Source organism: Streptomyces sp. NPDC046939 (genome assembly GCF_040644575.1).
GTDB lineage: Bacteria > Actinomycetota > Actinomycetes > Streptomycetales > Streptomycetaceae > Streptomyces.
In genome coordinates this window covers 14560-39457 of record NZ_JBEYWV010000007.1, presented here as the reverse complement: position 1 = coordinate 39457, position 24898 = coordinate 14560, and the positions used below count along the sequence as shown (strand labels likewise).

General features: G+C 72.8%; 25 protein-coding genes. 10 read left to right on the top strand and 15 right to left on the bottom strand.

What is annotated here, in order from left to right; translation table 11 throughout:
* Positions 1 to 6: 6 nt before the first annotated feature.
* From ABZ877_RS09605 to ABZ877_RS09590, 4 genes are all read right to left on the bottom strand, one after another.
* A complete protein-coding gene (locus ABZ877_RS09605) occupies positions 7 to 1209 on the bottom strand; it encodes a metallophosphoesterase (protein WP_361067047.1) in 1203 nt (400 codons plus the stop codon).
* Between the two features lie 75 nt (positions 1210 to 1284).
* Positions 1285 to 1662, bottom strand: a complete 378-nt coding sequence (locus tag ABZ877_RS09600) for an SRPBCC family protein (protein WP_361067606.1) — start codon at positions 1660 to 1662, stop codon at positions 1285 to 1287.
* 74 nt (positions 1663 to 1736) lie between these two features.
* The gene (locus ABZ877_RS09595; RefSeq protein ID WP_361067044.1) at positions 1737 to 2102 is read right to left on the bottom strand and encodes an STAS domain-containing protein; all 366 of its coding nucleotides are present in this window, start codon (positions 2100 to 2102) and stop codon (positions 1737 to 1739) included.
* Between the two features lie 266 nt (positions 2103 to 2368).
* Positions 2369 to 4912 (bottom strand): discoidin domain-containing protein, encoded by a 2544-nt coding sequence (locus tag ABZ877_RS09590; RefSeq protein ID WP_361067041.1) that lies wholly within the window; start codon positions 4910 to 4912, stop codon positions 2369 to 2371.
* A 154-nt stretch (positions 4913 to 5066) separates the two neighbouring features.
* Between ABZ877_RS09590 and ABZ877_RS09585 the strand changes: the two genes are divergently transcribed.
* Entirely contained in the window at positions 5067 to 5996 is a 930-nt protein-coding gene (locus ABZ877_RS09585) for an aldo/keto reductase (protein WP_361067038.1), read from the top strand.
* A 53-nt stretch (positions 5997 to 6049) separates the two neighbouring features.
* On the opposite strand, the gene secD is transcribed toward ABZ877_RS09585, so the two are convergent.
* From secD to ABZ877_RS09565, 4 genes are all read right to left on the bottom strand, one after another.
* Complete coding sequence (secD, locus tag ABZ877_RS09580) at positions 6050 to 8269, bottom strand: protein translocase subunit SecD (protein ID WP_361067035.1); 2220 nt, start codon at positions 8267 to 8269, stop codon at positions 6050 to 6052.
* 74 nt (positions 8270 to 8343) lie between these two features.
* Positions 8344 to 8745 (bottom strand): hypothetical protein, encoded by a 402-nt coding sequence (locus tag ABZ877_RS09575; RefSeq protein ID WP_361067032.1) that lies wholly within the window; start codon positions 8743 to 8745, stop codon positions 8344 to 8346.
* A gap of 56 nt (positions 8746 to 8801) precedes the next feature.
* Positions 8802 to 9482: a response regulator transcription factor gene (locus ABZ877_RS09570; RefSeq protein WP_361067029.1), complete on the bottom strand. Its 681-nt coding sequence runs from the start codon at positions 9480 to 9482 to the stop codon at positions 8802 to 8804.
* A gap of 284 nt (positions 9483 to 9766) precedes the next feature.
* Complete coding sequence (locus tag ABZ877_RS09565) at positions 9767 to 10720, bottom strand: sensor histidine kinase (protein WP_361067026.1); 954 nt, start codon at positions 10718 to 10720, stop codon at positions 9767 to 9769.
* Positions 10721 to 11034: 314 nt separating this feature from the next.
* On the opposite strand from ABZ877_RS09565, the gene ABZ877_RS09560 reads away from it, so the two are divergent.
* From ABZ877_RS09560 to ABZ877_RS09545, 4 genes are all read left to right on the top strand, one after another.
* Entirely contained in the window at positions 11035 to 11361 is a 327-nt protein-coding gene (locus ABZ877_RS09560) for a TraR/DksA C4-type zinc finger protein (protein ID WP_361067023.1), read from the top strand.
* Positions 11362 to 11410: 49 nt separating this feature from the next.
* Positions 11411 to 11782, top strand: a complete 372-nt coding sequence (locus ABZ877_RS09555; protein WP_361067020.1) for a TraR/DksA C4-type zinc finger protein — start codon at positions 11411 to 11413, stop codon at positions 11780 to 11782.
* A complete protein-coding gene (locus tag ABZ877_RS09550; RefSeq protein WP_361067017.1) occupies positions 11779 to 12594 on the top strand; it encodes a hypothetical protein in 816 nt (271 codons plus the stop codon). Before ABZ877_RS09555 ends, ABZ877_RS09550 begins: the two co-directional genes overlap by 4 nt.
* 85 nt (positions 12595 to 12679) lie before the next feature.
* Positions 12680 to 13300 (top strand): hypothetical protein, encoded by a 621-nt coding sequence (locus ABZ877_RS09545; protein WP_361067014.1) that lies wholly within the window; start codon positions 12680 to 12682, stop codon positions 13298 to 13300.
* 15 nt (positions 13301 to 13315) lie between these two features.
* Here the strand turns inward: ABZ877_RS09545 and ABZ877_RS09540 are convergent, their stop codons facing one another.
* From ABZ877_RS09540 to ABZ877_RS09525, 4 genes are all read right to left on the bottom strand, one after another.
* The gene (locus ABZ877_RS09540) at positions 13316 to 13801 is read right to left on the bottom strand and encodes a 3'-5' exonuclease (RefSeq protein ID WP_361067012.1); all 486 of its coding nucleotides are present in this window, start codon (positions 13799 to 13801) and stop codon (positions 13316 to 13318) included.
* Positions 13802 to 13850: 49 nt separating this feature from the next.
* Positions 13851 to 14804 carry a hypothetical protein gene (locus tag ABZ877_RS09535; RefSeq protein WP_361067009.1) on the bottom strand — a complete coding sequence of 318 codons (954 nt, stop codon included), beginning with the start codon at positions 14802 to 14804 and terminating at the stop codon, positions 13851 to 13853.
* The gene (locus tag ABZ877_RS09530) at positions 14801 to 16555 is read right to left on the bottom strand and encodes a CotH kinase family protein (RefSeq protein WP_361067006.1); all 1755 of its coding nucleotides are present in this window, start codon (positions 16553 to 16555) and stop codon (positions 14801 to 14803) included. The genes ABZ877_RS09535 and ABZ877_RS09530 overlap by 4 nt, the downstream gene beginning before the upstream one ends.
* Positions 16556 to 16637: 82 nt before the next feature.
* Positions 16638 to 17531, bottom strand: a complete 894-nt coding sequence (locus tag ABZ877_RS09525; protein ID WP_361067003.1) for an SMP-30/gluconolactonase/LRE family protein — start codon at positions 17529 to 17531, stop codon at positions 16638 to 16640.
* A gap of 133 nt (positions 17532 to 17664) precedes the next feature.
* Between ABZ877_RS09525 and ABZ877_RS09520 the strand changes: the two genes are divergently transcribed.
* Positions 17665 to 18708 (top strand): class 1 isoprenoid biosynthesis enzyme, encoded by a 1044-nt coding sequence (locus ABZ877_RS09520; RefSeq protein ID WP_361067000.1) that lies wholly within the window; start codon positions 17665 to 17667, stop codon positions 18706 to 18708.
* Here ABZ877_RS09520 and ABZ877_RS09515 read toward each other — a convergent pair whose 3' ends face one another.
* Complete coding sequence (locus ABZ877_RS09515) at positions 18709 to 19722, bottom strand: zinc-binding dehydrogenase (RefSeq protein ID WP_361066998.1); 1014 nt, start codon at positions 19720 to 19722, stop codon at positions 18709 to 18711.
* A gap of 122 nt (positions 19723 to 19844) precedes the next feature.
* On the opposite strand from ABZ877_RS09515, the gene ABZ877_RS09510 reads away from it, so the two are divergent.
* Positions 19845 to 20453 (top strand): TetR/AcrR family transcriptional regulator, encoded by a 609-nt coding sequence (locus ABZ877_RS09510; protein ID WP_361066995.1) that lies wholly within the window; start codon positions 19845 to 19847, stop codon positions 20451 to 20453.
* Positions 20454 to 20494: 41 nt separating this feature from the next.
* Here ABZ877_RS09510 and ABZ877_RS09505 read toward each other — a convergent pair whose 3' ends face one another.
* Together ABZ877_RS09505 and ABZ877_RS09500 are read right to left on the bottom strand one after the other, a co-directional pair.
* Entirely contained in the window at positions 20495 to 20998 is a 504-nt protein-coding gene (locus ABZ877_RS09505) for an FBP domain-containing protein (RefSeq protein WP_361066992.1), read from the bottom strand.
* Between the two features lie 10 nt (positions 20999 to 21008).
* Complete coding sequence (locus ABZ877_RS09500) at positions 21009 to 22343, bottom strand: MFS transporter (protein ID WP_361066991.1); 1335 nt, start codon at positions 22341 to 22343, stop codon at positions 21009 to 21011.
* Positions 22344 to 22539: 196 nt separating this feature from the next.
* Between ABZ877_RS09500 and ABZ877_RS09495 the strand changes: the two genes are divergently transcribed.
* From ABZ877_RS09495 to ABZ877_RS09485, 3 genes are read left to right on the top strand one after another with little or no spacing between them, the layout of a single operon-like run.
* Positions 22540 to 23010, top strand: coding sequence for a hypothetical protein (locus ABZ877_RS09495; protein ID WP_361066988.1), 471 nt, complete (start codon positions 22540 to 22542; stop codon positions 23008 to 23010).
* A complete protein-coding gene (locus ABZ877_RS09490) occupies positions 23007 to 24176 on the top strand; it encodes a zinc-dependent alcohol dehydrogenase (RefSeq protein WP_361066985.1) in 1170 nt (389 codons plus the stop codon). Before ABZ877_RS09495 ends, ABZ877_RS09490 begins: the two co-directional genes overlap by 4 nt.
* Positions 24173 to 24877, top strand: coding sequence for a phosphodiesterase (locus ABZ877_RS09485; protein ID WP_361066982.1), 705 nt, complete (start codon positions 24173 to 24175; stop codon positions 24875 to 24877). Before ABZ877_RS09490 ends, ABZ877_RS09485 begins: the two co-directional genes overlap by 4 nt.
* Positions 24878 to 24898: the final 21 nt, after the last annotated feature.

The following is a 24898-nucleotide window of genomic DNA, read 5'->3' as shown; positions in this document are numbered from 1 at the left end:
TCCGCGTCAGCGCTGCGGGGAGCGCAGCACCAGCAGCGTGATCTCGCTCGGGGCGAAGACGCGGAACGGCGGGCCCCAGAAACCGGTGCCGCGGCTGGTGTAGAGGAGGGTGCGGGCGCCGTGGCGGGTGAGGCCGGCGAGGGCGGGCTGGTCGAGGCGGACGAGGTGGTGGAAGGGCCAGATCTGGCCGCCGTGGGTGTGGCCCGAGAGCTGGAGATCGACGCCGCCCTCGGCCGCGCGGTCGACGAACTTGGGCTGGTGCGCGAGGAGCAGCACCGGCAGCTCGGGGTCGGCGCCGTGCAGCGCCTCGGCGAGGTCGGCGCGGTGGCCGGCCACGCCGGAGGACTCGGCCGTGACGTCGTCCACGCCCGCGACCACGAGGGTGTCGCCCCCGCGTTCGAGCAGCAGGTGGCGGTTGCGCAGCGGCTCCCAGCCGAGCCGGTCCATCAGGTCGACCCAGCCCTGCGCCTCGCTGTAGTACTCGTGGTTGCCGGTGACGTACACGCGGGCCTTGGTGGCCCGTACGGTGCTGAGCGGGGCGGCCTGCGCGCGGCGGCGTTCGGCCGTGCCGTCCGCGATGTCGCCGGTGTGGCAGACCAGGTCGGCCTCCAGGGCGTTGACCTTCTCGCAGACCCGCGCCGACCAGCGGGCGCGGTCGAGCGGCCCGTAGTGCGTGTCGGTGACGAGGACGACACGGGTGCCGTCCAGTCCGGCGCCCAGGCGCGGAAGGTGGACGTCGAGGCTGCGGACGCGCGGCACCCTGCGCGCCTCGACGTACCCCCAGAGGAGCAGCACGGCGGTCACGCCGAGCACCGCCCAGGTGACGATGCGGGCCCGGTCCTGGCCCTCACCGACACCGGCCGCGAGCAGCGCGAGCCGCAACAGGACCCCGAGGATGACCGACCAGGTGAACAGGATCCAGCTCGCGCCGAGGAGCGTGTCCCCGACGATCGCCGCCCCGTCCCGCTGCCGCCGCCCATGGCCGTGCACCATGGCGAGCGGCATGGCGACCAGCCCGAGGGCGAACAGCGCCGTTCCGGCCAGGGTGATGGGCGTCGGCCAGTGCTGGCCCGCGTACAGGAGGACACCGCACGGCACGCTCCACAGCAGGATCGGGGCGAAGAGAGGCAGGAAGCGCAGCACCTGGCGCAGGGGGCTGTGCCGGGCGGTGGCAGGGTCGGCGGGCTGGGTCTCGCTGGTGTCGGTCACGCTTCCCCTCCTGGAGCAGCCGCGGTCTCGCGCGCACTGTATCCGCCCGTCAGCGAGGCCGACGAGGCGGGGAGTTCACGGACGTACGAGGCGGCGCAGCGCGTACCGTGCGAGCGGTGCGTAGGCCAGGACCACGGGGAGCGGGCCCTCGACCGTCAGTTCCGTCGCCGCGCCCGACACCCCGTGCGGTCGGACCGCGTGCCACAGCCTCATGCGGAACGGCCCCGCCGCCACTCGCCAGCTCCACGTACGGGCCTCGACATCGACGGACGTGATGACGAACGCGACCGCCGGTCCCACCACGGGACGCAGGCGCCCCCGCATCCCGGCGCGCAGCTCGTCGCCGGTCTCCACGGACCGGATCTGCGGCGCCCAGCCCGGCCAGAGCGCGGGGTGCAGATAGCGCTGCCACACCGTGTCCGGGTCCGCCGCGCCACGCGCGCGCAAGGTCAGTTCCACCCCGCCAGCCTGGATGTACGGCTCCGCACGCGCCAGCGGTGCGGTGCCGGGGGAGCGGTGTACGGGCGTCATCGCGCGCGTGCGGGCACGTCCCACGGCAGGACCGGGGTGATTTCGAAGGCCGTGCTCAGATCCGTCATACGTAGTACGCGCAGCACGCCTCCCTCGTCGGTGACCAGACGCAGGCGTCCGCCGACCGCGTCCGTCCGTGTCTGCGCCCGGCACAGGGCGCCCAGGCCCGCGCAGTCGACGAAGGTCACCTCACGCAGGTCGAGGACGATGTCGGGGCAGGGAGCGGTGGTCAGCGCGTCGAGGCACGCCGTGATGCGGGGCACCGTCGCCACATCGATCTCCCCGTGCAGGGCGACCACATGGGTGTCGCCGACGGAGCGCTCGGTGAGGACGGAGGCGGTGCCGCCGTGGGTCAGCGTCATGGCCCAAGCCAACCCTGCGCGGCACCGTCCTTGCAGGGACATCAGGCCCCGATTCCCGTGACGGGCGGGGCCGTTCGGCCCGAGTTCGATCCGGTCCGGCTCCGGAGGTGTGTGCCGCCGGCATGGGGGCACCCGGAGACGGAGCGGGCCGGTGCATCCCCCGTCATCGGGCCCGCTCGTGCCCCGGGAGTGGGCGGCTTCCCAGGTGGAGTCCGGAAGCCGCCCATTCCGCTGTCCGCCGCCAGAGGGCCGGGCTGCGTACCGGCTCAGCCCACGCTCACCGTCCGGGCCTTGCTCGGCACCCCGGCCGAGTCGAGCGCGAACAGCAGGTAGCTGCCCGGGAGCGCCACTCCGGGGTCGGCGGGGACGGTGAGGGTGTAGGACGTCGCACTGTTCCGGGTGAAGGTGAGGGGGACGCGGCGCTGGTCGTTGTCGGTGGAGTGGGTCGCCGCGCCCGCGCGGACCAGGGCGAACGAGGTGACCGCCGAGTCCGTGGTCACCGGGACCGCCGCCCCGTTGTCGAGATGGGCCGGGACGGTGCCCGTGATGGCCGGGCGGGTGCGCTCGGTGCCGTCGGGGTTGAGCAGGTAGGGCGGGGTGAAGACGGCGCCGTCGGCGTGGTTGGTGGCGCAGTCGCCGCACAGGCCGCCGCCTCCGGAGAAGATGCGCCCGTCGGGCAGGAGGTTGGCCACGCTGTGGTAGTTCCGCGGGACCGCCATGCTCGCCATGCGGGTGAACTGCCCTGTCGCCGGGTCCCAGATCTCCGGTGTGAGCGAGGAGGTCGCGTCGCTGAAGGGCACCGGGTAGGACTGGCCGCCGAACACCGCGACCTTGCCGTCCGGCATGACCACGCTGTTGGCGAAGGCGCGGGCGAAGTCCATGTCGCCGGTGCGCGCCGCGTGCGGTTGGCCGCCTCCGGTGAGGTCGACCGTGTAGGCGCGCCGGGTGGCGGTCGTGTTCTCGTAGGCGGTCGCGCCGCCCAGGGTGAGGAGTTTGCCGATGTCGTACGCGACGGCGTTGCCGTTCATGGCGTCGGCGCTGTCGGCGCGCGTCCCGGCGGCGGTGACGGAGCCGTTTCCCTGGGTGGAGATCCAGTTCATCTGCTTGCTGGGACCGAGCTGGAGGACCCGCCCGTTCGAAGTGGCGTGCAGCCATTGGTGGTTGTCGGCGCGGTAGGGGCCGGCGGGGTCGGCGGTCATGGTGCCGGTCACCGGTACGCCGGGCAGTCTGCGCCAGGTGCCGGTGGCCGCCGACCAGACCTCGCCGTCCTTGCCGCCCTGGCCGCCGCTCCAGGAGCCGCCGAGGACGAACGCGTCGCCGTCGGAGAGCAGCGTCATGGCCTGGTAGCCGCGGGCGATGTTCATGTCGGTGGTGGCCGACCAGGTGTCGGTGGCCGGATCGTAGATGCTGGCGCGTTCGGCGTTGCTGCCGCCGGTGACCAGGACCCGGCCGTCCTTCAGGACCGCGATGCCGGGGCAGAACATGTCGTGCCTGGTGTTGTCGACGCGCCGCTGTGTGACGGCCCCGGTGGTGAGGTCCATGATCGCGGTCTGGGTGTAGCCGTTGCTCCCCCCGAAGCGGTCGACCCCGTACGCGGACCAGGCCAGCAGCTTGTTGTTCGGCAGGAGCGCCGTGGCCACGGGGACCAGCGGGAAGCCGGTGATCCGGCTCCAGGAGCCGGCGGTCGCCGGGTTCGCGGGGCCGCTGAGGCGGATCTCCGCCGCCGAGGACCAGGGGCCGCGTCCGCCCGCCTCCGTGGTGGCCGTCAGGCGTACGTAGCGGGCGCTGACGGTGCGGGTGAAGGTGGCGCCCTTGACGGTGTCGTCGTCCTTCCAGGTGCCGCTCGCGACGGGTGTTCCGAAGGTGGTGCCGTCGGTGCTGGTGGTGACGGTGTAGGCGCCGACGCGGCCGTTCGCGCCGGATCTGCGCGGCTGGTAGGTGAGGGCCGAGACGTTCCGCGCGCTCTTCATGTCGATGGTGAGGCTGTGCGGCAAGGGCTGCGCGGTGCCGGAGTAGCGGCTGTGCCACATGGTGTTCGGGTCGCTGTCGAGGACGTTGGCGGCCACGTCCGTCGAGGCGCTCGTCTCCTGGTCGCTCGCCGTCGCGGTCCAGCCCGTACGCGCCAGGTCGACCACGGAGGCGGGGGAGCCGGGGTCGCCGAGGAGGTTGATCTCGGCCGCCGACGTCCAGGGGCCGCGGTTGCCTGCCTCGCTCGTCGCGGTGAGCCGTACGTAGCGGGCGCCTTGCGCGGCGAAGCTCAGGGTCTTGGCGGTGGCGTCGTCGCCCAGGGTGCCGGAGGCGACGGCGGGGCCCCAGCTCGTACCGTCGGCGCTCAGATGGATGGCGTAGGAACCCACCCTGCCGTTGGGGCTGTTCGTGCGCGGCTGGTAGACGAGGGCGGATACGACGGCCGTACGGTGCAGGTCGACCGTGATGGTGTGAGGCAGGGGGGCGGGGGTGCCGCTCCATCTGCTGTGCCAGAGGGTGGCGGTGCTGCCGTCGAGGACGTTGGCGGCGCGCCCGTCCTCGGACGCGGTCTCCTCGTCGCTCGCGGAGACGGTCCAGCCGTCCCTCGGGAGCACGGGTGCGGTGGGTTCCATGGCGTCGGCCGGGACGACCGGCTCGTGGGGCGCCGCCAGGGGATGGCGCGGGTCAGGGGCGCCGCCGGGCCCCGGGGAACCGGCCGCGGTGGCCGGACCGCCTCCGGTCAGCGGCAGCAGGGCGGCGAGGACGGCGGCGAGCGCGAGGGCGATGAGGCCGGTGGATCTGAGCCGGCCGTGCGGGAACGGCTTGAGCGGGCGAGTCGGCATGAAGTCCCCCTGTGGTGCGCGCGAAAGGCGCGCAGATGAGGGCATGACCATGCCGATGGGGTGGTGAGGTGTAAAGGGATTTCCCGCACCTCCCGGGCTGTTCTCACGGCGGACGCCACTGGCGCCACCCCGCCCCGTTCGTCAGGATGGCACCGTGAAAACGATCTCCTTCCCCCAGACCGAACTGCGGGCCTCGAACGTCATCCTGGGCCTGATGCGCATCGCCGACCTCGACGACGAGACCGTCCGCGGGCTGTACCACAGCGCCCGGGAGGCCGGGATCAACACGTTCGACCACGCCGACATCTACGGCCCCTCGCGCCACGCGTGCGAGGAGCGCTTCGGCCAGGCGGTGAAGCTGACCGGCGCGGAGCGCGAGTCGATCGTGATCCAGAGCAAGGTCGGCATCCGGCCCGGCTTCTTCGACTTCTCCAAGGAACACATCGTGCGCACGGTCGAGGAGTCCCTCGCCGCCCTGCGCACCGACTACCTCGACGTCCTCCTGCTGCACCGCCCCGACACCCTCGTCGAGCCGGAGGAGGTGGCCGCCGCCTTCGACGAGCTGCACGCGGCGGGCAAGGTCGTGAACTTCGGCGTCTCCAACCACACGCCGGGACAGATCGAGGTGCTCAAGACGGCGGTCCGCAGGCCGCTGGTCGCCAACCAGGTGCAGCTGAGCATCACCCACTGCCCGATGATCGCCTCCGGGATCGCCGCGAACATGGGCGGACTCGACCAGTCCGTGGACCGCGACAACGGCATCCTCGACTACGCGCGCGTGCACGGCATCACGCTGCAGGCATGGTCGCCGTTCCAGAAGGGCTTCTTCGACGGGGTCTTCCTCGGGGACCGGGAGAACTACGCCGAACTGAACGACGCCCTGGACGAGTTGGCGGAGAAGTACGAGGTGACGCCGACCGGCATCGCCGTCGCGTGGATCACCCGCCACCCGGCGAACATGCAGGTGGTGCTCGGGACCACCAACCCGGGCCGGGTCGCCGAGTCCGCCGCCGGGTCGGACCTGCCGCTCACCCGGGAGGAGTGGTACCGCCTCTTCCGGGCGGCCGGACACGTGCTGCCCTGATGCGGGACGCCCCGTCACGGACGACTCCGTGACGGGGCGCCGGACAGCGCCGGTCAGCCCCGGCGCCGCAACACGATCGCCAGCGGCGTGGCGGTGAACATCGAGGAGTACGTGCCCACCGCCAGGCCGATGAGCAGGGCGAGCGCGAAGTCCGTCAGGGTGTCGCCCCCGAGGACGGCCAACGCCGTGAGGATGAACGCGGCGCCCATGCCGGTGTTGACTGTACGGGGCACGGTCTGCAGCAGCGCCTGATTGGCGACGCGGTCGAAGGGGGACTTCCGGTCACGCCGGGCGAGCTCCCTGACCCGGTCGAAGACGACGACGGAGTCGTTGACCGAGTAGCCGATGACGGTCAGCAGCGCGGCCAGGAAGACACCGTCGATCGGCTTGCCCAGCCAGGCGAAGACACCGACGAGGATCACGGCGTCATGGGCGAGCGCGGCGACCGCCGAGGTCCCGAGGAGCCAGCGGAAGCGGGCGGCGAGGTAGATGAGCTGCGCGCCGAGCGCGACGGCGAGCGCGACGAGGGCGCCGTTGCGCAGCTCCTTGCCGAGACTGGGCCCGATGGCCTCGTCACGCACCTTGTCGGCCCGGTCGGTCAGACCGGTGACGGTGTCGGTGATGGCCGCCGCCTGGGCGTCGCTCAACTGCTGGGTGCGCACGGTGAGGCGGTTCTCGCCCGAGGTCTGCACGACGGCCTGCGGGAACCCCGCGTCGGCGAGTGCCGAGCGGGCCCGGTCCGGGTCGACGGGGGAGGCGGTGGAGTACTCGATGAGGCGGCCGCCGGTGAACTCGACGCCGTAGTCGAGCCCGCGCACGGCGATGCCGGAGGCGGCCAGGACGAGGACGACGCCGGAGACGGCCAGCCAACGCCGCGGGTGGCGCATCAGGTCCGGGTTCGCGCGGCCGATCCGAGCGCGGACGGCGCCGGTGTGGGCGATGCCCGTCAGATGGGGGCGGCGGCGCAGAGCGGGCCGGGCGACGGCGAGGTCGGCGAGGGCGCGGGTGATGACGAGCGCGCTGAGCATGGAGGCCAGGACGCCGATCCCCAGAGTGACACCGAAGCCCCGTACGGGACCGGAGGCGAGGAAGAACAGCAGGCCGGCGGCGATGAGCGTGGTGATGTTGGAGTCGGCGACCGCGCTGAACGCCTTCTTGAAGCCGGTGGTCAGCGACGAGCGTGGCGTGGAGCGGTGACCGGCGAGGTACTCCTCGCGGGCGCGCTCGAAGACCAGCACGTTGGCGTCGACCGCCATGCCGATGGCCAGCACGAAACCGGCGAGGCCGGGCAGGGTGAGGGTGGCGCCGAGCGCCGCGAGGGCGGCGTAGGAGACGAGGCCGTAGCAGGCCAGGGCCACGGTGGCGAGAAGGCCCATGATCCGGTAGACGGCGATGATGAACAGCGAGGTCAGCGCGGTGCCGATGACGGCCGCCCAGGCGCTGGCCCTGATGGCGTCGGCGCCCAGGGTGGGGCCCACGGTCCGCTGCTCGACGGTCTCGACCGGCACGGGCAGCGCGCCGCCGTTGATGAGCAGGGCCAGATCCTTGGCCTCGCGGTCGTCGAACGAGCCGGTGATCTGGGTGGAGCCGCCGGTGATGCCGGTTCGGCAGGCGACGGACGGGTCGACCTGCGGCGAAGAGATGATCTTGTCGTCCAGGGCGATGGCGACCCGGCGGGCCGGGTCCCCGGCCGCGTGGCAGGCGGCCTCACCGGTCAGCCGGGCCCAGCCCGCCTTCCCCGCCCCCTCGAAGTCGACGGTGACGTGCCATCCGGCGCCGCCCTGCTGGTCGAAACGGGCGGCCGCCTCGGCGACATGCTCACCCGTCAGGGACGGCTTTTGCAGACGCAGGAGCTGCCCCGACTCGTCGGCGAGCACCCGCTCGCCCCGCCGCTCGGGCCCAGCCGTCCGGTCCCCGTCAGCGGCGCCGAGCACCTGGTGGAACGAGAGCTGCGCGGTGCGGCCGAGGACCTCCGCCGCCTCACGGGGATCCTGCAGCCCCGGCAGTTCGACGACGATCCGGTCGCTGCCGGAACGGGCGATGGTGGGTTCGGTGACGCCGAGCGCGTCGATACGGCCGCGCAGCACCTCCACGGTGCGGTCCGTCGCGTCCCCGCCGTCGTCGGCACCGTCGGCGGGGCGCGTCTCCAACACGATCTGCGTACCGCCCCGCAGATCGAGTCCGAGGTGGACGGGCACGGTGAGCGCGACGAACAGGGACAGGGCTACGGCGGCGAGGGCGATCAGCCCTCTGATCCGTCGGGATCGGGTCACAGGGGCCTCCGGCGGGCACACCGCGGCCAAGGCAGGGGCCGCGGTCGAGAAGGAAGAAGAGCGGGAGAAGGGGTTCAGGTGCCGGAGGGCGCGGGTGGTGCCCTGACCCCGTGACGGTGTGCCGGCCGGAGGGACGCGGGTGGCTGCACCGCCGCGACCGAGGCCCGCGCGCGGTGGCTCGGGCCGGTCCCCGGGTCGGGGGACGTGCCCGGAGCGGAGAGCGGCGGGGCGTGACGCTCGCCTGTGGCGTCCCGCTGGTTGCGCACGGCCGCGGCGGACCCGGCCGGGTCCGCGGAGTCCGCGAACGTCTCACCGCGCGCCGTCGGGACCGACGCCGCCGCGCCCCACGTACGGGGATGAGCCTCGCCCGGCGCGGACGGGCCGAGCAGCGGGACGAGGACGGCGAGCAGAAGGGTCCACACGAGAGCGGAGCCCGCGCCGCGCGGGCCCCGCGCGGACAGCGCGGAGCGGACCATCCGCCCTCCCCCTTCAGCCGTTCAGCCGTTTTGTCTCGAACGTCCCACCCCGGACCTCAGGCCTCGATCAGGCCGACGCGGATCGCATAACGGGTCAGTTCGAGGCGGTCCCGCAGACCGAGCTTGTGCAGCAGGTTCTCCCGGTGGCGGTGGACGGTCTTGATGCTGATGAAGAGCAGTTCGGCGATCTCCTTGGAGGAGTGGCCCTCCGCCACGAGCTTGAGGACCTCCTCCTCACGCGCGGTCAGCACCTGCTCGGGAGGCTCCTCGCCGTTGCGGACCCGGTCGAGGTAGTTGCGGATGAGCGCGGTGACCGCGCCGGGATACAGGAAGGGCTCGTCGCGCATGGCGGCCCGGCAGGCGGCCACCAGATCGCGGTCGGCCACGGACTTCAGCACGTAGCCGCTGGCACCAGCCTTGAGCGCCTGGAAGAAGTACTGCTCGTTGTCGTGCATCGTCAGCATCAGCACGCGCAAGGACGGCTTCAGCGCCAGCAGTTCACGGGTGGCCTGCAGGCCGGTCATCCGGGGCATGGCGATGTCCATCACGGCCAGGTCCACGTCGTGCGTGCGGGCCACTTCGACGGCCTCCGCGCCGTCCCCGGCCTCGGCGACGACCTCGAGATCGGGCTCCTGGTCGAGGATGAGCCGCACTCCGCGGCGTACCAGCGCGTGGTCGTCGGCGAGGAGGATGCGGATCGTGGGGGTGCGGGGCGCGGAGGTGTGCGACGTGGTCATGACTGCTTCCTGAGACGTGGGCACGGCGGTCCCTGGGGACGTGGGCGCGGCTGGTTGCGACGGCGTGGGCACGGTGGTCGCTGGGGATGTGGGCGCGGCTGGTTGCGACGGGGTGGGCAGGGTGGTCGCTGGGGGCGTGGGCGCGGCTGGTTGCGATGGCGTGGTCATGGTGGTCGCTGGGGGCGTGGGCGCGGCTGGTTGCGATGGCGTGGTCATGGTGGTCGCTGGGGGCGTGGGCGCGGCTGGTCGCGACGGCGTGGGCACGGCAGTCCCCGGGGACGTGGTCACGGCTGTTCCTTGAGGAGGGGCACGGTCAGTCGGACCGTCGTGCCGCCCTGCGGCTGTGAGGTGACGTCCAGGGCGGCCCCGATCAGCAGGGCCCGCTCCCGCATGCCGCGCATGCCCGCTCCCTCCCGGGCGGCCCCGGTGCCGCGGCCGTCGTCGACGACCGCCAGCTCCACCGCGTCCCCGGCCCGGCGCAGGCTGACCTCGACCTGGCCCGCCTCGGCGTGCCGGGCCGCGTTCGTCAGCGCCTCCTGGGCGACGCGGTACAGCACCAGCTCGGTCTGCTCGTCGAGCCCGGGCAGCCCGTTCTCGAAGCGACGCACCACGCGCAGCCCCACGTGGGTGGCGAACTCGCTGGTCAGCGAGGTGAGGGCGCTGACGAGACCGAGATCGTCCAGGACCCCCGGCCGCAGCCGGCGCACCAGCCGCCGCACCTCGTCCAGGCTCTCCCGGGTGATCTCCTGCGCTTGGCGCAGCTCCCCGCGCAGCGGTTCGCCCGCGTCGTCGGCGGCCCGCTTCAGCGCGAGGAGGATCGCGGTCATGCTCTGGCCCACCTCGTCGTGGAGCTCCTGGGCGATCCGGCGCCGCTCCGCCTCCTGCGCGAACAGGGCGCGGGCGCTGCTGGACGCCCGTTCGTGTTCGAGGCGTTCCAGCATGGCGTTGAAGGTGCGGATCAGTTCGGCGGTCTCGCCGCGGCCCCGTTCCGGCAGCCGTTGCCCGGGGTGCAGCAGATCGACGGTCGCCATCAGCCGCGTGAGCCGGTCCAGCGGGGACAGCCCTATCCGCAGCAGAGCCGCGTTGGCGACCAGCATGACGGCGAGACCGCCCACGAGGATGACCGCCTCGGTCAGCACCACCGGCACGGACACGGTCACCGGGGCCCACAGCAGCAGCGCGGTCGCGCTGCCCAGCACGACCGCGTTGAGCGCGAAGATCCGCCAGAACAAGGACACCGGGGTGACGCCTTTCGTAGAGAGACACGGCCTTGTCCCTACTCTCGGTCACCGCACACTGCGCGTGTGCACCGCGTCCACTGGTCTTGACCGGCCTGCCGTCAAGCCTGCCTGCTCACCGCTGCACGGTCGATGGGGTCCAATGCCCATTTCCGCGGCCCGGCCCGACCGCACCGTGATGGGTCCCGGCCCGGCCGCAGATGGGTATCGCGCCCGATGGGTTTCGTACGGGATCGCGGCCATGGTGGAACCACCGTGACCGTGACCGCCTCGCCGACGCGGACGCCCACACCGACCCCGGAGGAAGACCGACCATGTCCCTCGACACGTCCCAGCCCGCCGCCCGCCCCGCGGGGCTGACGCCGCACGAGGCCCGCCAGCGCCTCGCACACGAACGCGCCTCGCGCCTCACCCAGCTCCAGGCGATCGACGAGGCCGGGGCCGGCGAGGGGGAGGGCGTGATGTCCGCGCAGAAGGACGTCATCAAGCGCGTCCTCACCGAGATCGACGCGGCCTTCGCCCGGATCCAGGACGGCACGTACGGCATCTGCCGAAGCTGCGCCAAGCCCGTCCCCGTCGAACGCCTGGAGATCCTGCCCTACACCCCGTTCTGCGTCCCCTGCCAGCGCAAAGCCGTCTGACGTCCGCCCGTCCGCCGTTCTTCTTCCGCCCTGCCCGAGGGGTGACCTGATGACCCAGCAGATCATCGACGACCGCACCACGACCCTGTCGACCGAGGACCTCGCCGCGCTGCGCGCGAACCTGCACGAGCAACGCCTCTTCCGCCAGGAGCAGCTCCAGCAGCTCTCGACCGCCGCCACGTCCCGTGCCGACGCGGCACGGGCCCGTTCGGCGCCCGCCCAGTTGGAGGTGCGCGTCAAGCTCGCCGCCTCCGCGCGGATGGTCCTCGCCGACGTCGAGGCCGCCCTCGTCCGCATGGACCAGGGCCGCTACGGCGTCTGCCACCTGTGCCGCGGGCCCGTCGCCCGCGAACGGCTGATGATCGTGCCGCAGGCCCGCTACTGCGCCCGCTGCCAGCAGGTCAGGGAGGCCGGCCGGTGACGACCGCCCCCGACCCCACGCTCGTACGGCACCGGTCCTGGCCCTGGTGCCGACGGTGCTCCGGCGTCGCCCTCGACCTGGGCAGCGCCCGCACCCGCGCCTGGACGTCCGGGCGGAGCATGATCCTCGACGTGCCCACGGTCACCTTCCCGGGCGACGGCGCGACCTACCCCATCCAGCGCGGCACCATCGTCGACACCCCCGGCACCGCCCGGATGCTCGACAGGCTGCTCCGCCCGCGCCTGCCCCGCCTCGGCCGACCCCTGCTCATCCTGACGACGCCGGTCCTCGGCGGCCCCGCCTACCGGGCCGAGGCCCGCAGCGCGGTCGAGATCCTGCGGCCGCGCACCGTCCTGACCGTCCCCACCGCGCGGGCCGTGGCCGCTGCCGCCGACGCCGATCTCACCGAGCCCCTTCTCGTCGTGGACATCGGCGCCCACCTCACCGAGGTCACACTCCTTGCCGACGGCGCGGTGACCGACGCACGCCGCACTGCCCTCGGCACCAGCGACCTGGACAGCCTCGCCCCGCCCGAGCCCCTCGTCGAGGCGGTCGCCACCATGGTGAGCGGGATGCTGGACGAGGACCACACCTTCCAGACGCGCGACGCCGTCGAGCGGGGCGCGCTGCTCGCCGGCGGGGGCGCTCTGCGGCCCGACATCGCCTGGCACCTCACCGGCCGGCTGCGGGCGCCCGTACGGCTCGTGCCCGCCCCGCACACGGCCGCGGTCCGCGGTGCCGCGAAGCTCCTGCAAGCGGCTCATGCCCACCCGTCCGCCGCCGCACCCGCGCATCACCGTCCGGGCCGGTGAGGGCGCGGCCCCCATACATACGAACACCCACATGCGCGCACGACCCACATGCGGGCACGTACTCACACGAAGGGAGAAACACACAGTGGACCGCGACATACAACCGGCCCACCCTCCTGAAGAACTCCCGAGGGTCCTGCTGTGGCGATGGCGGCGCAACCCCTTGCGCCGCCGCACGGATCTCGCGCAGGCGTGGATCGCCCTCGGCCTGTTCCTGACGGTCCTGGCCGCCACCCCGGCCGCGATGCTGCTGGTCGGTGACACGGTCCAGCGCCGCCTCACCGAAACGGCCCGGCAGCAGACCGCCACCGGGCACGACACCCCTGCCGAACTGGTGCACGACGCTCCCCGGCACCCCGAACCCGGGTCGGACGAGGCGAAGGAAGCCCGCTTCCCGGTCACCGTCCGCTACACCGACCCCCAGGGCGACGTCCGTACGGCGAAGACGGACGTCCAGCCCGCACTCGCCGCGGGCAGCACCGTCCGCGTCTGGGTCGACGCCGAAGGAGACATCACCGACGCGCCCCTCACCGCCGAGCAGATCCGTGACCGAGCCATGGGCCGCGTGGTCGTCACCGCCGTCGCCGTCCCGCTGCTCGCCCTGGCCGTCTACGCGTACGTCGACCGCAGGCTGGAGCGGTACCACCTCGCCCGCTGGGACGCCGCGTGGGCCCGCACCGCCCCCGAGTGGACGACACCCCGCTGAACCGTGGCGCGCGGATCACCCCGACGCGTGCCGGGGGAGCGGTGCCGTGTCCGGCCATGCCCCACGGCCGACCAGGTCCAGGACGAGTGCGGCGATGTTGTACGCGTCGTCCTCGCCGCGATGGTGGCGGCCTTCGAGCGGCAGCCCGGCGATCTGCAGGGCGCGATCCATGCCCGGCCTCTTCCGCAGCCCATGGGCCTCGGTGAAGACGGCCTTGGCGTTCGTGTGCGTGCGCTCGGGCGGGTCGCCGAACGGGTACGCCACTCCGCCGGCCCGGCATTGCCGCAGGAACTGCTTCCGGTCGTAGTCACCCCAACTGGCCCACGGACGCTGCCCGGCGTCGAACTCCGCGCCGAGCATCCGGCACGCCTCGGCGAAGCCGACACCCCGCCCCACCTCCTCCTCCGTCAGCCCGGTCAGTTCGGTGCAGAACGCGCTGACCGACGACCGGACGGCGCGGACCAGGATCCGGTGCCGGGAACGGAGGGCCGCGCCGAGCACCTGAATTACCGTCGGACACCTCGGCGGAGCGGCTCTGTGGTCCGGCTCGTTAGGCCGGGATCAGGAACAGGTGCACCGACTGGTCCTTCGCCCGGAACCGGTCGTTCGCGGCCCCCTTCTTCGCGCGGTCCGACACGATCACCACGTAGTCGGTGGAGACCCAGGACACGCCTTCCGGGGTGCCGTAGAGCTTGCGCCCCTTGGGGCCGGTCGGGAGGCGGTACACGGTGCCCTCGTCGACCCGCCACTTCCGCGTGGAGAGGCGGCCCACCCACAACGCCGACGACGCCTGGGAGAGGACGGCGATCCGGTCGCCCCGCACGGACACGCTGCTGTAGTCCTCGAACGGCAGCGACTTCGGCAGCCGGATCGTCGCGGTGTTGATCCAGCGCTTGCCGCCGCGCCGGAACACCTGGATGCGACCGCCGCCCGGCGTCCGGCCCTTCTTGCCGCCCGCGCACTGGTTGCCCTCGCACAGCGCGAGGAGGTAGCCGTTGCCGGAGCTCTCGACCCACTCCAGGCCCTCCATGCCCTTGTTGGCGGTCGTCAGGTCGAAGTCGAGGGGCGTGGAGCCGAGCGGACGCAGCTTCGCGTCGAACTCCTGCACGCGGGCCCGGAACTTCCTGGGCTTGAACGGTTCGGCCTCGCTCAGCGTGAACAGGTGGTCCTGGTGGGTGTCGTGGGCGATGTCCTCGTAGCCGGGGTTGGTCGTCGCGGCCGCGGACTTCTTCACGGCCGACTTCTTCGCCGCGGACTTCTTCGGGGGCCCGCCCTTCCTGCCCGCGCCGATGACGCCGTTCTCCGGTGCCTTCGGCGACAGCTCGCTGCTGACCCGGATGAGGAACGGGAGGTTGTCGCAGACGATGAGGAAGACACCGTCGCGGTAGACGACCCCGCTCGCCTCCAGCCGGTCGCCCGCGATGTCCCCGATCAGGTCCTTGATCTTGGCCTCTTTGACCAGGCGCAGCTCGCGCGCGGCCTTCTTGGCGGCGGTCGCGGTCATGAGGGCAGTGCCTCCATCGCGGTCGGGAAGAGGGCGCCGGAGGCCCCGTCGGGGTAGGTCTTGCGCAGCTCGGCGAGCTGCTCGCGTGCGCGGTCGTAGCGCATGCGGGTGTAGTGGTAGATCCCGTACGTGTGCTGCGAGCCGCGGCTCAGCTCCCACTGGCGGTACCCGGCGCGGTACACCTCGTCGTTGGTGAACTGCCGCCCCGTGTACGGCTGGCCGTGTGGGCTGACGGACTCGCCGTACGCGGCGGACGCGACGAGCTGCCACAGCCCGTCGGCCCGCCCGGAGCCCTCCGCGCCGAGCAGCGCGGCGACCTTCTCGGGCGCGAACTCCGTGTCGAGGAGGTACTCCAGGTGGTCGAGGTAGTACTGGCAGAAGTCGTGGTGCCGCAGCAGGTTGGTGAGCAGCGGCACGTGGGAGACCTCGTGCGGCGCGTGGGTGATCCGGCAGTAGGAGCGGGTCATCGCGGGCCAGTCGAGCAGGTCCGTGTACTGCCAGGGTGTCGAGAAGAAGTCGATGCCCGAGCTGTTGTCGTAGTCCCAGGGGATGAACGTGAAGTACGGGCGGGACATGAACCCGGCCGCGTCGCCGAGCCGGCCGGAGTTGTAGAGGTAGTAGTTCGACGGCGTCGCGAAGTAGTTGTCCCAGCTGCCCAGGAGGACGTTGGCGCCCGCCCAGCGCAGGAAGGCCGGTACGTTCAGGACTTCCTCGACGGTCTCGCGGAAGGTGTCGGTCGCGAAGCGTTTCTCGTCGCCCGCGAGTCCGACCCCGTTGACGGCCCGGACAAGGGTGGCGAGGTCGTCGTAGGTGTTGGCGGACGCGTCGTCCTCGTTCGTCTTGAGGCGGTACGTGCGGTCGTCCGGCAGGGCGCTCGCGGTGAAGTACTGCCGGCCGCCATCGGTGCCGTCCGTGCCGACGCGGTGCTCCAGCGTCGCGCACCCGACGTCACCGCAGTACGCCTTGTAGAGGTTGCCCTCGGCGTTCTTGCCGAAGTGGTCCTTCAGGAACCTCTTGTCGACCTGTTCGATGACCGAGTACAGCCCCATGTAGCGGTCGTTGATCGAGAACGTGGCATACGTGTGACGGGCCGCGGGTATGCCCGCGCGCTCAAGGAGCCGCCAGGCGACGGCCTCGCGCATCTGCGAGGGGTCGTTGTACATCGCCTTGAGGTTGATCCGCTCCATGCCGAAGAGCCGGTCCTCGCTCTCTCCGACCTCCAGGTCGATCTTCCAGGAGCGCTTGGGCGCACGCGCCGTCATGTTGCCGCTGTTGACCATGGAGAACGACGGCGTGACGAGCAGCGTGTCGTCCGCCGCGGCTCCGCTCCTGGCCAGGGCCAGCCGGGCGCCGGACGGTGCCACCATCACCTCGTCGGCCGTCAGGACGCCGGGCGGCCACCCGGTGACCTTGACCTGATACATGTCCTGAGCGAAGAACTCCGTTTTGTCCTGCGCCGCGTCGAGCAGCTCCCCGACGATCCGCCCGGTCGCGGTGGGCCGGCCGTCCGGACCGAGACATACGAGGCTCTCGTCCGCCGGGGCGCCCGGCGCGCCCCGCTGCTCGGCGATCAGCAGGTCGTACAAGGCGCCGAACTCGGCCTTCGTCCGCAGCGCGGCGTCGACCGGACCGGCCGCCGCGTTGGCGCGCCCCGCGAGGTCCCGGGCCGCGCCGGGCGGCAGAGCGGAGAGCGCGACGCTCCGGTTCTTGAACGCGTCCCGGAACGTGCCCTTGGTCATGGTCCTGTCCACACGGCCTCCTCGGGTGCACCTCCGTCTCTACGCCCGGGGCCTCATGACCGCCAGACCGAGAATCGGCCGGGCGGCACAGGGATCAGCTTCCGGCGTCAGGTGCGGGCACGGTGACCGGCACGGCCATGATCGCGGCCTCCCGGACGCGGCGCCGCGCCTCCTCGAAGAAGTCGGGAGCCGTGCACGCGAACAGGGTCCTGCCGTCCGCGCCGCCGAGCGCACACGCGTACACATTGCTGCCGGGACGGATCTCCTGCGTGAGCGTGCCGCCCTCGACCACCCGCAGCAGCCGCGCCCCGGTCGCGTCCGCGATCCACAGGGCACCCTCGGCGTCCAGGCACGCCCCGTCGGGGCTCACGACGAGCTGAGGCAGCACCCCGGCGAACGCGCGCTCGGTCGGGACGTCCCCGAACCGCGCCCAGACGCGCCGGTTCACGAGGTCCCCGTCCCCGTCGATGTCGAAGGCGGTGATCCGGTTGCCGAACGTCTCGTTGACGAGGAGCGTCCGGTCGGGGGTGATGACCATGCCGTTGGGGAACCACAGGTCGGTCGCGGCCTCGGTGACGGCGCCGTCGGGATCGACGCGGTGGAGGGTGGCGGGGGCGAGCGGTGCGCCGCCCATCAGGTCGAAGCCGAAGCTCCCCACCCAGGCGCGGCCGTCCGCGTCGACCACCATGTCGTTCGCGTACCCGCGCACCCGGCCGCCGAGGTCGGCGTGGACCGTCAGCACACCGCCGGGCTCGCGCCGCAGGATCCTGGCATCGCGCATGGACACGATGAGCAGGCGGCCGTCGGGCAGCCAGCCGAGACCCGACGGCTGCCCGGGCACGACTGCCTCGACACGTACGTCCGTGCCGTCCCCGGCGGCGGAGAACACCCGGTCCTGGTAGAAGTCCGAGAACCACAGGCGGCCGTCACGCCAGCGCGGCGACTCGGTGAAGGCGAATCCTGAGAGCACGGTGGTGGGCTGGGACATACGTCTCCCCTTCGTTCCCTCGGGCCAGGTCGGGCAGGACACCCCGGCCACACATGGGCGTGCGGGACAGTACCCACGGACGCACCCTGGGCAAGTACCACACACGACCGACCCCGTACCTTGAGGACGCAGCGTGCATTCCAGCCCAGAGCTCTCGGCGGAGGCGGAGACGATGGTGGCCCGCGCCAGTGGTCAGGTCCACGCCTATCTGGACGAACTCCTGAGCGACTACCGCCCGCGCCACGCGGCCCTGGGCTCCGCCCTGCGGCAACTCGTCACCCGGGGCAGACCCTCGCCGCACGAGCTCTCGCTGCCGCTCCTCGTGCACGCCGCCCGCACCGGGACCGCCGAACCCGCCGTGCCGGTCGCCGCCGTGCACGCGCTGTGGTGGCGCGCCGCCAACACCTTCGACGACGTGACGGACACGGACTCCTGTCCCCGCATGTACGGGCTGCCGAGCGGCGTCGCCCTGACGGCCGCTCTGGAGTGCGGCTGGGCGCTGCCGCTGCGCGCCCTGTCGGCGCTGGACGCCCCCGCGCGGCTGCGCCGCGGTCTCCGTCGGGACTACCTCGCGGCCTGGACCGCGGCGAGCAACGGCCAACTCGGCGACCTCCTCGGCGAACCGTCCGCCCTGACACCGGACGCGGTCCTCGCCGTGTACCGGGACAAGAGCGGGTCCGTCTACGCGATGGCCTGCACCATGGCCGCCCGCCTCGCCGCCGGGCAGGACGAGAGTCCGGAGGGCCGGGCGGTGATCGAGGGGTGGGGTCGGTTCGGTCATCTTCTCGGCGTGCTGGCGCAGTTCCGCAACGACGAGGACGATCTGCGCGGCGAGGACTGCGAGGACCTGCGCAACAAGACGGCCACGTACCTGCTGGTGCATCTGCTGCACTCCGCCCCGGAGGCCCGCCGCCGCGAGGCGTGTGCCCTGCTGACGCGGTCCCCGGCCTCGGCGGCCGGCCGCCACCGGCTGCGCGCGATGATGCTCGAGCCGACGACCCTGAGCGCCTACCACGCGTACGTGGCCCGGTTGCGCCGGGAGGCCCACGCCCTGCTCGACCGGCTCGCTCCCGCAGGTCCCTTCACCGCCGCGCTGCGGGACCGCGTCGCGGCGGAGACCCGCCACCTGCCGTCACACGTCACCGCGTACGACGACGGTCGCGGGTCCGCGTCGTGATCACGGACGCAGGATCAGGCGGATCGGGTCACCCGTCTTGTTCTCAAGGCGCTCCACCGCCTCGGCGGCGTCGGCCAACGGGAGTTCACCGCTGATCGACGCGGAGAAGTCGAGGCGACCGCCCTGAATCAGCCGCAGCAACTGCGGCAGCGCCACCGGCATGTCGGAGCCGTAGTGGCCGAGGATCTGCTGCTGGAGATAGCTGAACCGGGTGCCGTCCGTGACCGCCAGCGGCTTGTCCGTCAGGCCGACGAGGACCAGCCGGCCCTTGGGCGCGAGCACCGAGAGCGCCTGCTCCCGGACGGCCGGGACACCCGCGAAGTCGAAGGCGGCGGCGAGCCCGGCGCCGCCGGTCACCTCGCCGATCCGTTCCCGCAGCGCGGGGTCGGCCGAGTCGAGCGCGAGGTCCGAGCCGTGGGCGAGGGCGCGCTCGCGGGCGACGGGGCTCGGGTCCACCGCGACGACGGGGCACGCGCCGACGGCCCGCAGCAGTTGGACGGCGTGGACGCCGAGTCCTCCGACACCCCAGACACCGACGGCCTCGGCGGGCTGCACGGCACCGGTGACGGTGATCGCGCCCCAGGGCGTCGAGACGGCGTCGGGGATGATCGCGCCCTGGTCGAAGGGGATGCCGTCCGGCAGTTCGGTGAGCGCGTCCTCGGAGGAGAGCGCGAACTCGGCCCAGCCGCCGTCGTAGTCCACGCCCCGGGTGAAGGTGACGCCGTCGCGGACCTCACCGGCGTACAGCACGACCCGCTGCCCCGGCTTCCAGCGGGTGACGCCCGGCCCCGTCCGCGCGATCGTGCCGGACACCTCGTGGCCGAGGGTGACCGTGTCGCCGCTGAGCAGCAACGGGGTGAGCGTGCCGTCGATCAGGTGGACGTCCGACAGGCAGACGCCCGCGGCCTCCACCGCCACCAGGACCTGGCCGGGACCGGGCACGGGCTTGGCCACTTCCTCGATCCGCAGGGTGCGGCTGGGGATGTGCAGCCGGGCGGCGAGCATCTGCTCCATGACATGTCCTCCTTGACGCGAAGGCGACCCGGAAGCGTGGACCGTGTAACGCAAGTCGCCTTGCGATGAAACGTACGCCCGGCCCCCACGCAAAGCAAGCGGACCTGCTTTACGCTGATGGCATGGCCCCGCCCGACCAGACCGCCCCGCCCCTGCGCCGCAGGGGAGCCCGTATGCGCTCCGCCGTCCTCGCCGCCACCGTGGACGTCCTCGTGGAGCACGGCCTCGCCGGAACCACCGTCGGCGCGGTCGCCCGCGCCGCGGGCGTCCACGAGACCTCCGTCTACCGGCGCTGGGGAACGCGCGAGAACCTCATCCTGGAAGCGCTGACCGAACAGCTCGACGCGGCCATGCCCGTGCCCGACACCGGACGCGTCCACGACGACCTCACCGCCTACTTCGGCACCCTGGCGCGGCTCCTCGCGACGGCGGAGGGCGAAGCGCTGCTCCGGCTGAGCGCGGAGCGCGACGAGACCCTGCCGGACCACCGGCTGCCCTACTGGAGCGAGCGCCTCGAACGCGGCGCCGTCATGGTCCGCCGGGGCATCGCGCGCGGCGAACTCCTCCCCGGCACGGACCCCGGGCTCGTCATCGAGGCCATCAGCGGCGCCCTGTTCACCCGCGCCCTCATCAGCGGCGCCCCTCTCGACGAGGACTTCGCGGCGCGGCTGGTCGCGCTGACGCTCACCGGGGCGACTCCCAGGGCCGCGACGGACCCTGACACTGCCTGACCGGCGGCGGGCCGCCCCTGGCCCCCGCCCGCGCCCGGACGTCAGGCGGCGAGGACCTTCGCGATGAACGCGTCGAGGTTGCCGAGGGCCCGCTCGATGCGCTCCTCCAGGGGCAGCGACTCCTGGTAGCGGCCGCTGCGGAGCCGGGGCCGGCGCTTGCCCCGCAGATAGAGCGAGCAGGCCAGGTCGGCGCAGACGTACAGGCCGACCGTGTTGCCGTCGCGGCCGCGCGGCCCGGCGAGCGGGGCGGCGAGCAGCGAGACGCCCATGGAGGCGTGCCCGGTGAGGCAGATCTGGCACAGGCTGGTCTTCGCGGCGCTGGTGCGTCCGGTCGCGGGGACGCGCAGGGTGATGCCGAGCGGCCCGTCGGCCCCGGGGCGGACGAGATGGGCGCGGAGCGGGGCCCCGGGGTCGACCCAGCCGAGGAAGTCCAGGTCCGGCCAGGGAAGATCGGCGAAGTCGAGCGGCAGCCTCAGGCGGGACGCCTCTCCTTTGGTGCAGTTCACGAAGGAGGAGCGGATCTGTTTCTCGTCGAGCGGTTCCATGCCGACAAATCTACGAAGAACCATTTGGATCATGCATGTGCTTTTTGGGGCGGTGGTGGCGTGCGCCCCGGCGCGGCGCGTCGGACGGAGCCTGCCCGGAGCCCTTCGAACGCCGCCTCCCGGCCGACAGGACCCCGAGCGCCATGAGCGCGAGCGCGCCGGACAGCGCGGCGAAACCGGTCGAGAACGTGGCTGACTGGGCGGCGAGGCCGAGCAGGAGGGAGCCGAGGCCGGTTCCGGCGTCGTAGCCGATGTTCCAGGCGACCGAGGTGGTGTGCCGGTTCTCCGGTCCGGCCTGGTCCAGCGCCTGGACGAGGGTGATGCTCTGCAACCCGCCGTAGGCCGCCCCGAGCAGGACGAGCCCGGTCAGCAGGGCCACGGCGAGGGGCTGCTGGGACCGGACGGCGACGGCGATCAGGGCGAGGCCCGCGCAGGCGGCCACCAGGAGCGCGCAGCTCAGGGGTCGGGGCGGGAAGCGGTCCGCCAGGACGCCGCACCCCCAACGGGCGGCCGCTGCGGTGGCCGTGAACACGAACAGCGCTGTCGCCGCCAGAGCCGCCCGCCCGGCGAACTGGGGCGTGAACGTCAGGACGGCGCCGCCCGCCGAGGTCACGAGGAGCAGCGTGCACAGCGGCAGCCGAATACGGCGCAGAACGGTGGCCGAGGACGCGGCACCGGCGCCGGGCACCCGTTCCGGGTCGGGGGCCGCGGCACGGGCGTCGACCGCTCGGCCCAGCGGGCGCGTGAAGGGCAGCGCCAGGACGGGCAGCGCGCCGCACGCGATGATCGTGGGTGGTGCGAACGCCGCGGTCAGGGCGGGAGCGGCCGGGGTGAGCAGCATCTGGGGGAGGGCGACGGCGAGACCGTACAGACCGATGGCCGCTCCCTGGCGTTCGCGCGGGGCGAGCATCGCGACGGCGGTGGACCCGCACACAGTGACGATGCCGAAGCCGAGACCTCGTAGGCCGGTGGTGACGAGGATCGCCCACAGGCTGTCGCTGACCGCCTGCACCGGCGCGGGCAGCCCGAGGAGCAGGGCGCCGAGGGCCAGGGTGCGGGTCCAACCCAGCGTGCGCAGCGCCGACTTGACGAGCAGCTGGGCCAGGACCGTGGAGGCCATCAGGACGGCGGTGACGAGCCCGGCGCCGAACTCGTCCGCGCCCCCGTGCACGGCCCACTGCGGCGTCACGGGCAGCAACAGGGCGAAGCCCGAGAAGCAGAGCACCACAAGGACCAGGAGGTGCGGTATGCCGGGAGCGGTCAGGACGGACGCCTTCGCGGCTGTCGGCGGGTGAGGGCGTGCTCGGTGCGGAGGGGGCTGGTGTCGCGGATCGTCCGGGGCCATGCCTGCGAATGTAGGCGACGAGGACCGGGGCGCCCCGGGCGCGTGAGGTTCTTGGTGGGGCCCGGTCGGCGCCGAAGGTGGTGATGCCCTGATAGGACCGTTTCGTTGCATCTGGCCTGGTAACCCGGTCCGCCGGAACACGGTGGCCGCCGACGACGGGCACCGCCACGACAACGGCGAAACGGAGAGCTTTCGCATGAAGAAGCTGTGGTGGGCGGCCCCGGCCGTCGCGGCCGGGGTGGTGGCCGTGCGCCGATCCCGCTCGGACCAGGCCGGCCGGAACGAGAACCGGGCCGGGGACCGCTGGCTGACCGTGACCGTCAACCGGGCGGCGGCGGACGTGGGCTCGGAGGTGAAACCGCCGCCCCCGCTGGACGATCTCGCCGACCGCATCGACGTACGGATCACGCCCGCGCCCGGCGACCGCGGCACCGAGCTGGCCGCCCGCTTCAAGGAGCCCGTCCCCGCCGCGTCCACCTCGATGCCCGCGCGGCTGGCCGGACAGGACCCGCGCCAGGAGCTGCGACGTGCGCTGCGCGACGCGAAGTCCCTGCTCGAAGCCGGAGAGGTGCTGCGCCCCGACGCGCCGCCCACCAGCCACCCGACGCCGGGCGGCAAGCTGATGGAACTGTTCACCCGCCGCGCGGGCGAGGAGGGAGTGCTGTGAAGGCCCTGTGCTGGGAAGGCGTGAACAAGCTGTCCGTGGAGAACGTCCCGGACCCCGAGCTGCGCAACGACCAGGACATCATCGTCCGGCTGATCGCGGGCACGACATGCGGCTCCGACCTGCACCTCATCGGCGGCTACATCCCGGCGATGCGCGCCGGTGACGTGATCGGCCACGAGTTCGTCGGCGAGGTCGTCGAGACCGGGCCCGGCGTGCGCAGGCACAAGGTGGGCGACCGCGTGGTCGTCAGCTCGTTCGTCGGCTGCGGACGCTGCTGGTACTGCACCCACGACCTGTGGTCCCTGTGCGACAACACCAACACCAACCCCGGGATCGGACAGGCCCTCTTCGGCTACGAGACCGGCGGCATCTTCGGGTACTCGCACGCCATGGGCGGCCTGCGCGGCAGCCACGCCGAGTACGTGCGCGTCCCCTTCGCGGACTACGGCGCGTTCACCATCCCGGAGGGCATCGACGACACCAGCGCCCTGTTCGTCTCCGACTCCGTGCCCACCGGCTGGATGGGCGCCGACCTCGGCGGCGTCAAGCCCGGCGACGTGGTCGCCGTGTGGGGCTGCGGGGCGGTCGGCCAGATGGCGGCCCGGGCAGCGGTCCTGCTCGGCGCCGAACGGGTCATCTCCGTCGACCGCATCCCCGAGCGCCTGGCCATGACCGAGCGGTACACCGGCGCCGAGACCATCGACTACACCGCCACCGACGTCGCGGCCGAGCTGCGCGAACGCACCGGCGGACGCGGCCCCGACGTCTGCATCGAGGCCGTCGGCATGGAGGCCCACAGCGACGGTCCCGGTTACCTCTACGACCAGGCCAAGCAACAGCTCCGCCTGCAGACCGACCGGCCCACCGCCGTACGCCAGGCCATCCACGCCTGCGGCAAGGCGGGCACGGTCTTCGTCCTGGGCGTCTTCGCGGGCGCCGTCGACAAGTTCCCGCTCGGCGCCGTCATCAACAAGGGGCTCACCGTCCGCGGCGCCCAGGTGCACGGCCACCGCTACATCCCGATGCTCCTGGACCGTCTCGCGGCGGGCGACATCTCCACGTCCCACCTCGCCACGCACACCGTCCCCCTCGACGAGGCCCCGAAGGCGTACGACATGTTCAAGCACAAGACGGACGGCTGCGTCCGTACGGTCATCCGCCCGTGACCGGAACACCACTCGGCACCGTCCACGCGCTCGCCCGGCGCACGGCACGGCTGCGGTCCGCCCCCGCACTGCACCCGCACGGCGTGCTGTGCCGGGGCGAGCTGACCGTGCTCGGGACGGCGGGCGACCGCCGCTGGGACGTCCCCTGGCTCGACCGCCCCGCCTCCTACCCGGTGACCGCCCGCTGGTCACGGGCGCTCGGCCTGCCCGCGCCCCTCCCGGACGGCCTGGGCCTCGCCCTGCGCGTCACGGACGCCGGAGGACCGGATCTCCCCCTCGACCTCCTCCTCACCTCCAGCCTGCCGGGCCGCTACGTCCGCCATGTGCCCCTGCCCCGCACCGACGCCCTCTCCGGCCCGTACTCCACCCTCGTCTCCTACCGCACCGGCGCCCGCGACCGCGTCCTGGCGGCCTTCCCCGCGCGCGACGCGCACGGCACGGTCGGCGTCACCCTGCCGTCCCTGCGCCGCGCCCTCGCACAGGCCCCCGTCCGCTTCACCCTGTGCGCCGCCGCCCCGGACGAGCCCTGGACCCCGTTCGCCACCCTGACCCTCGACTCCGCGACCCCGACCCCGCCCCGGACGACCCTCTCCTACGACCCGTACCTCAACCGCCTCCCGCACTTCCACCCCACCCCCCGCCTGAGCGCCCTGCGCGAGGCGGCGTACAGCGGTTCACGCGGCGGCCGCGCCTCGTCCTAGCCTGCACGACCTCCACGGCTG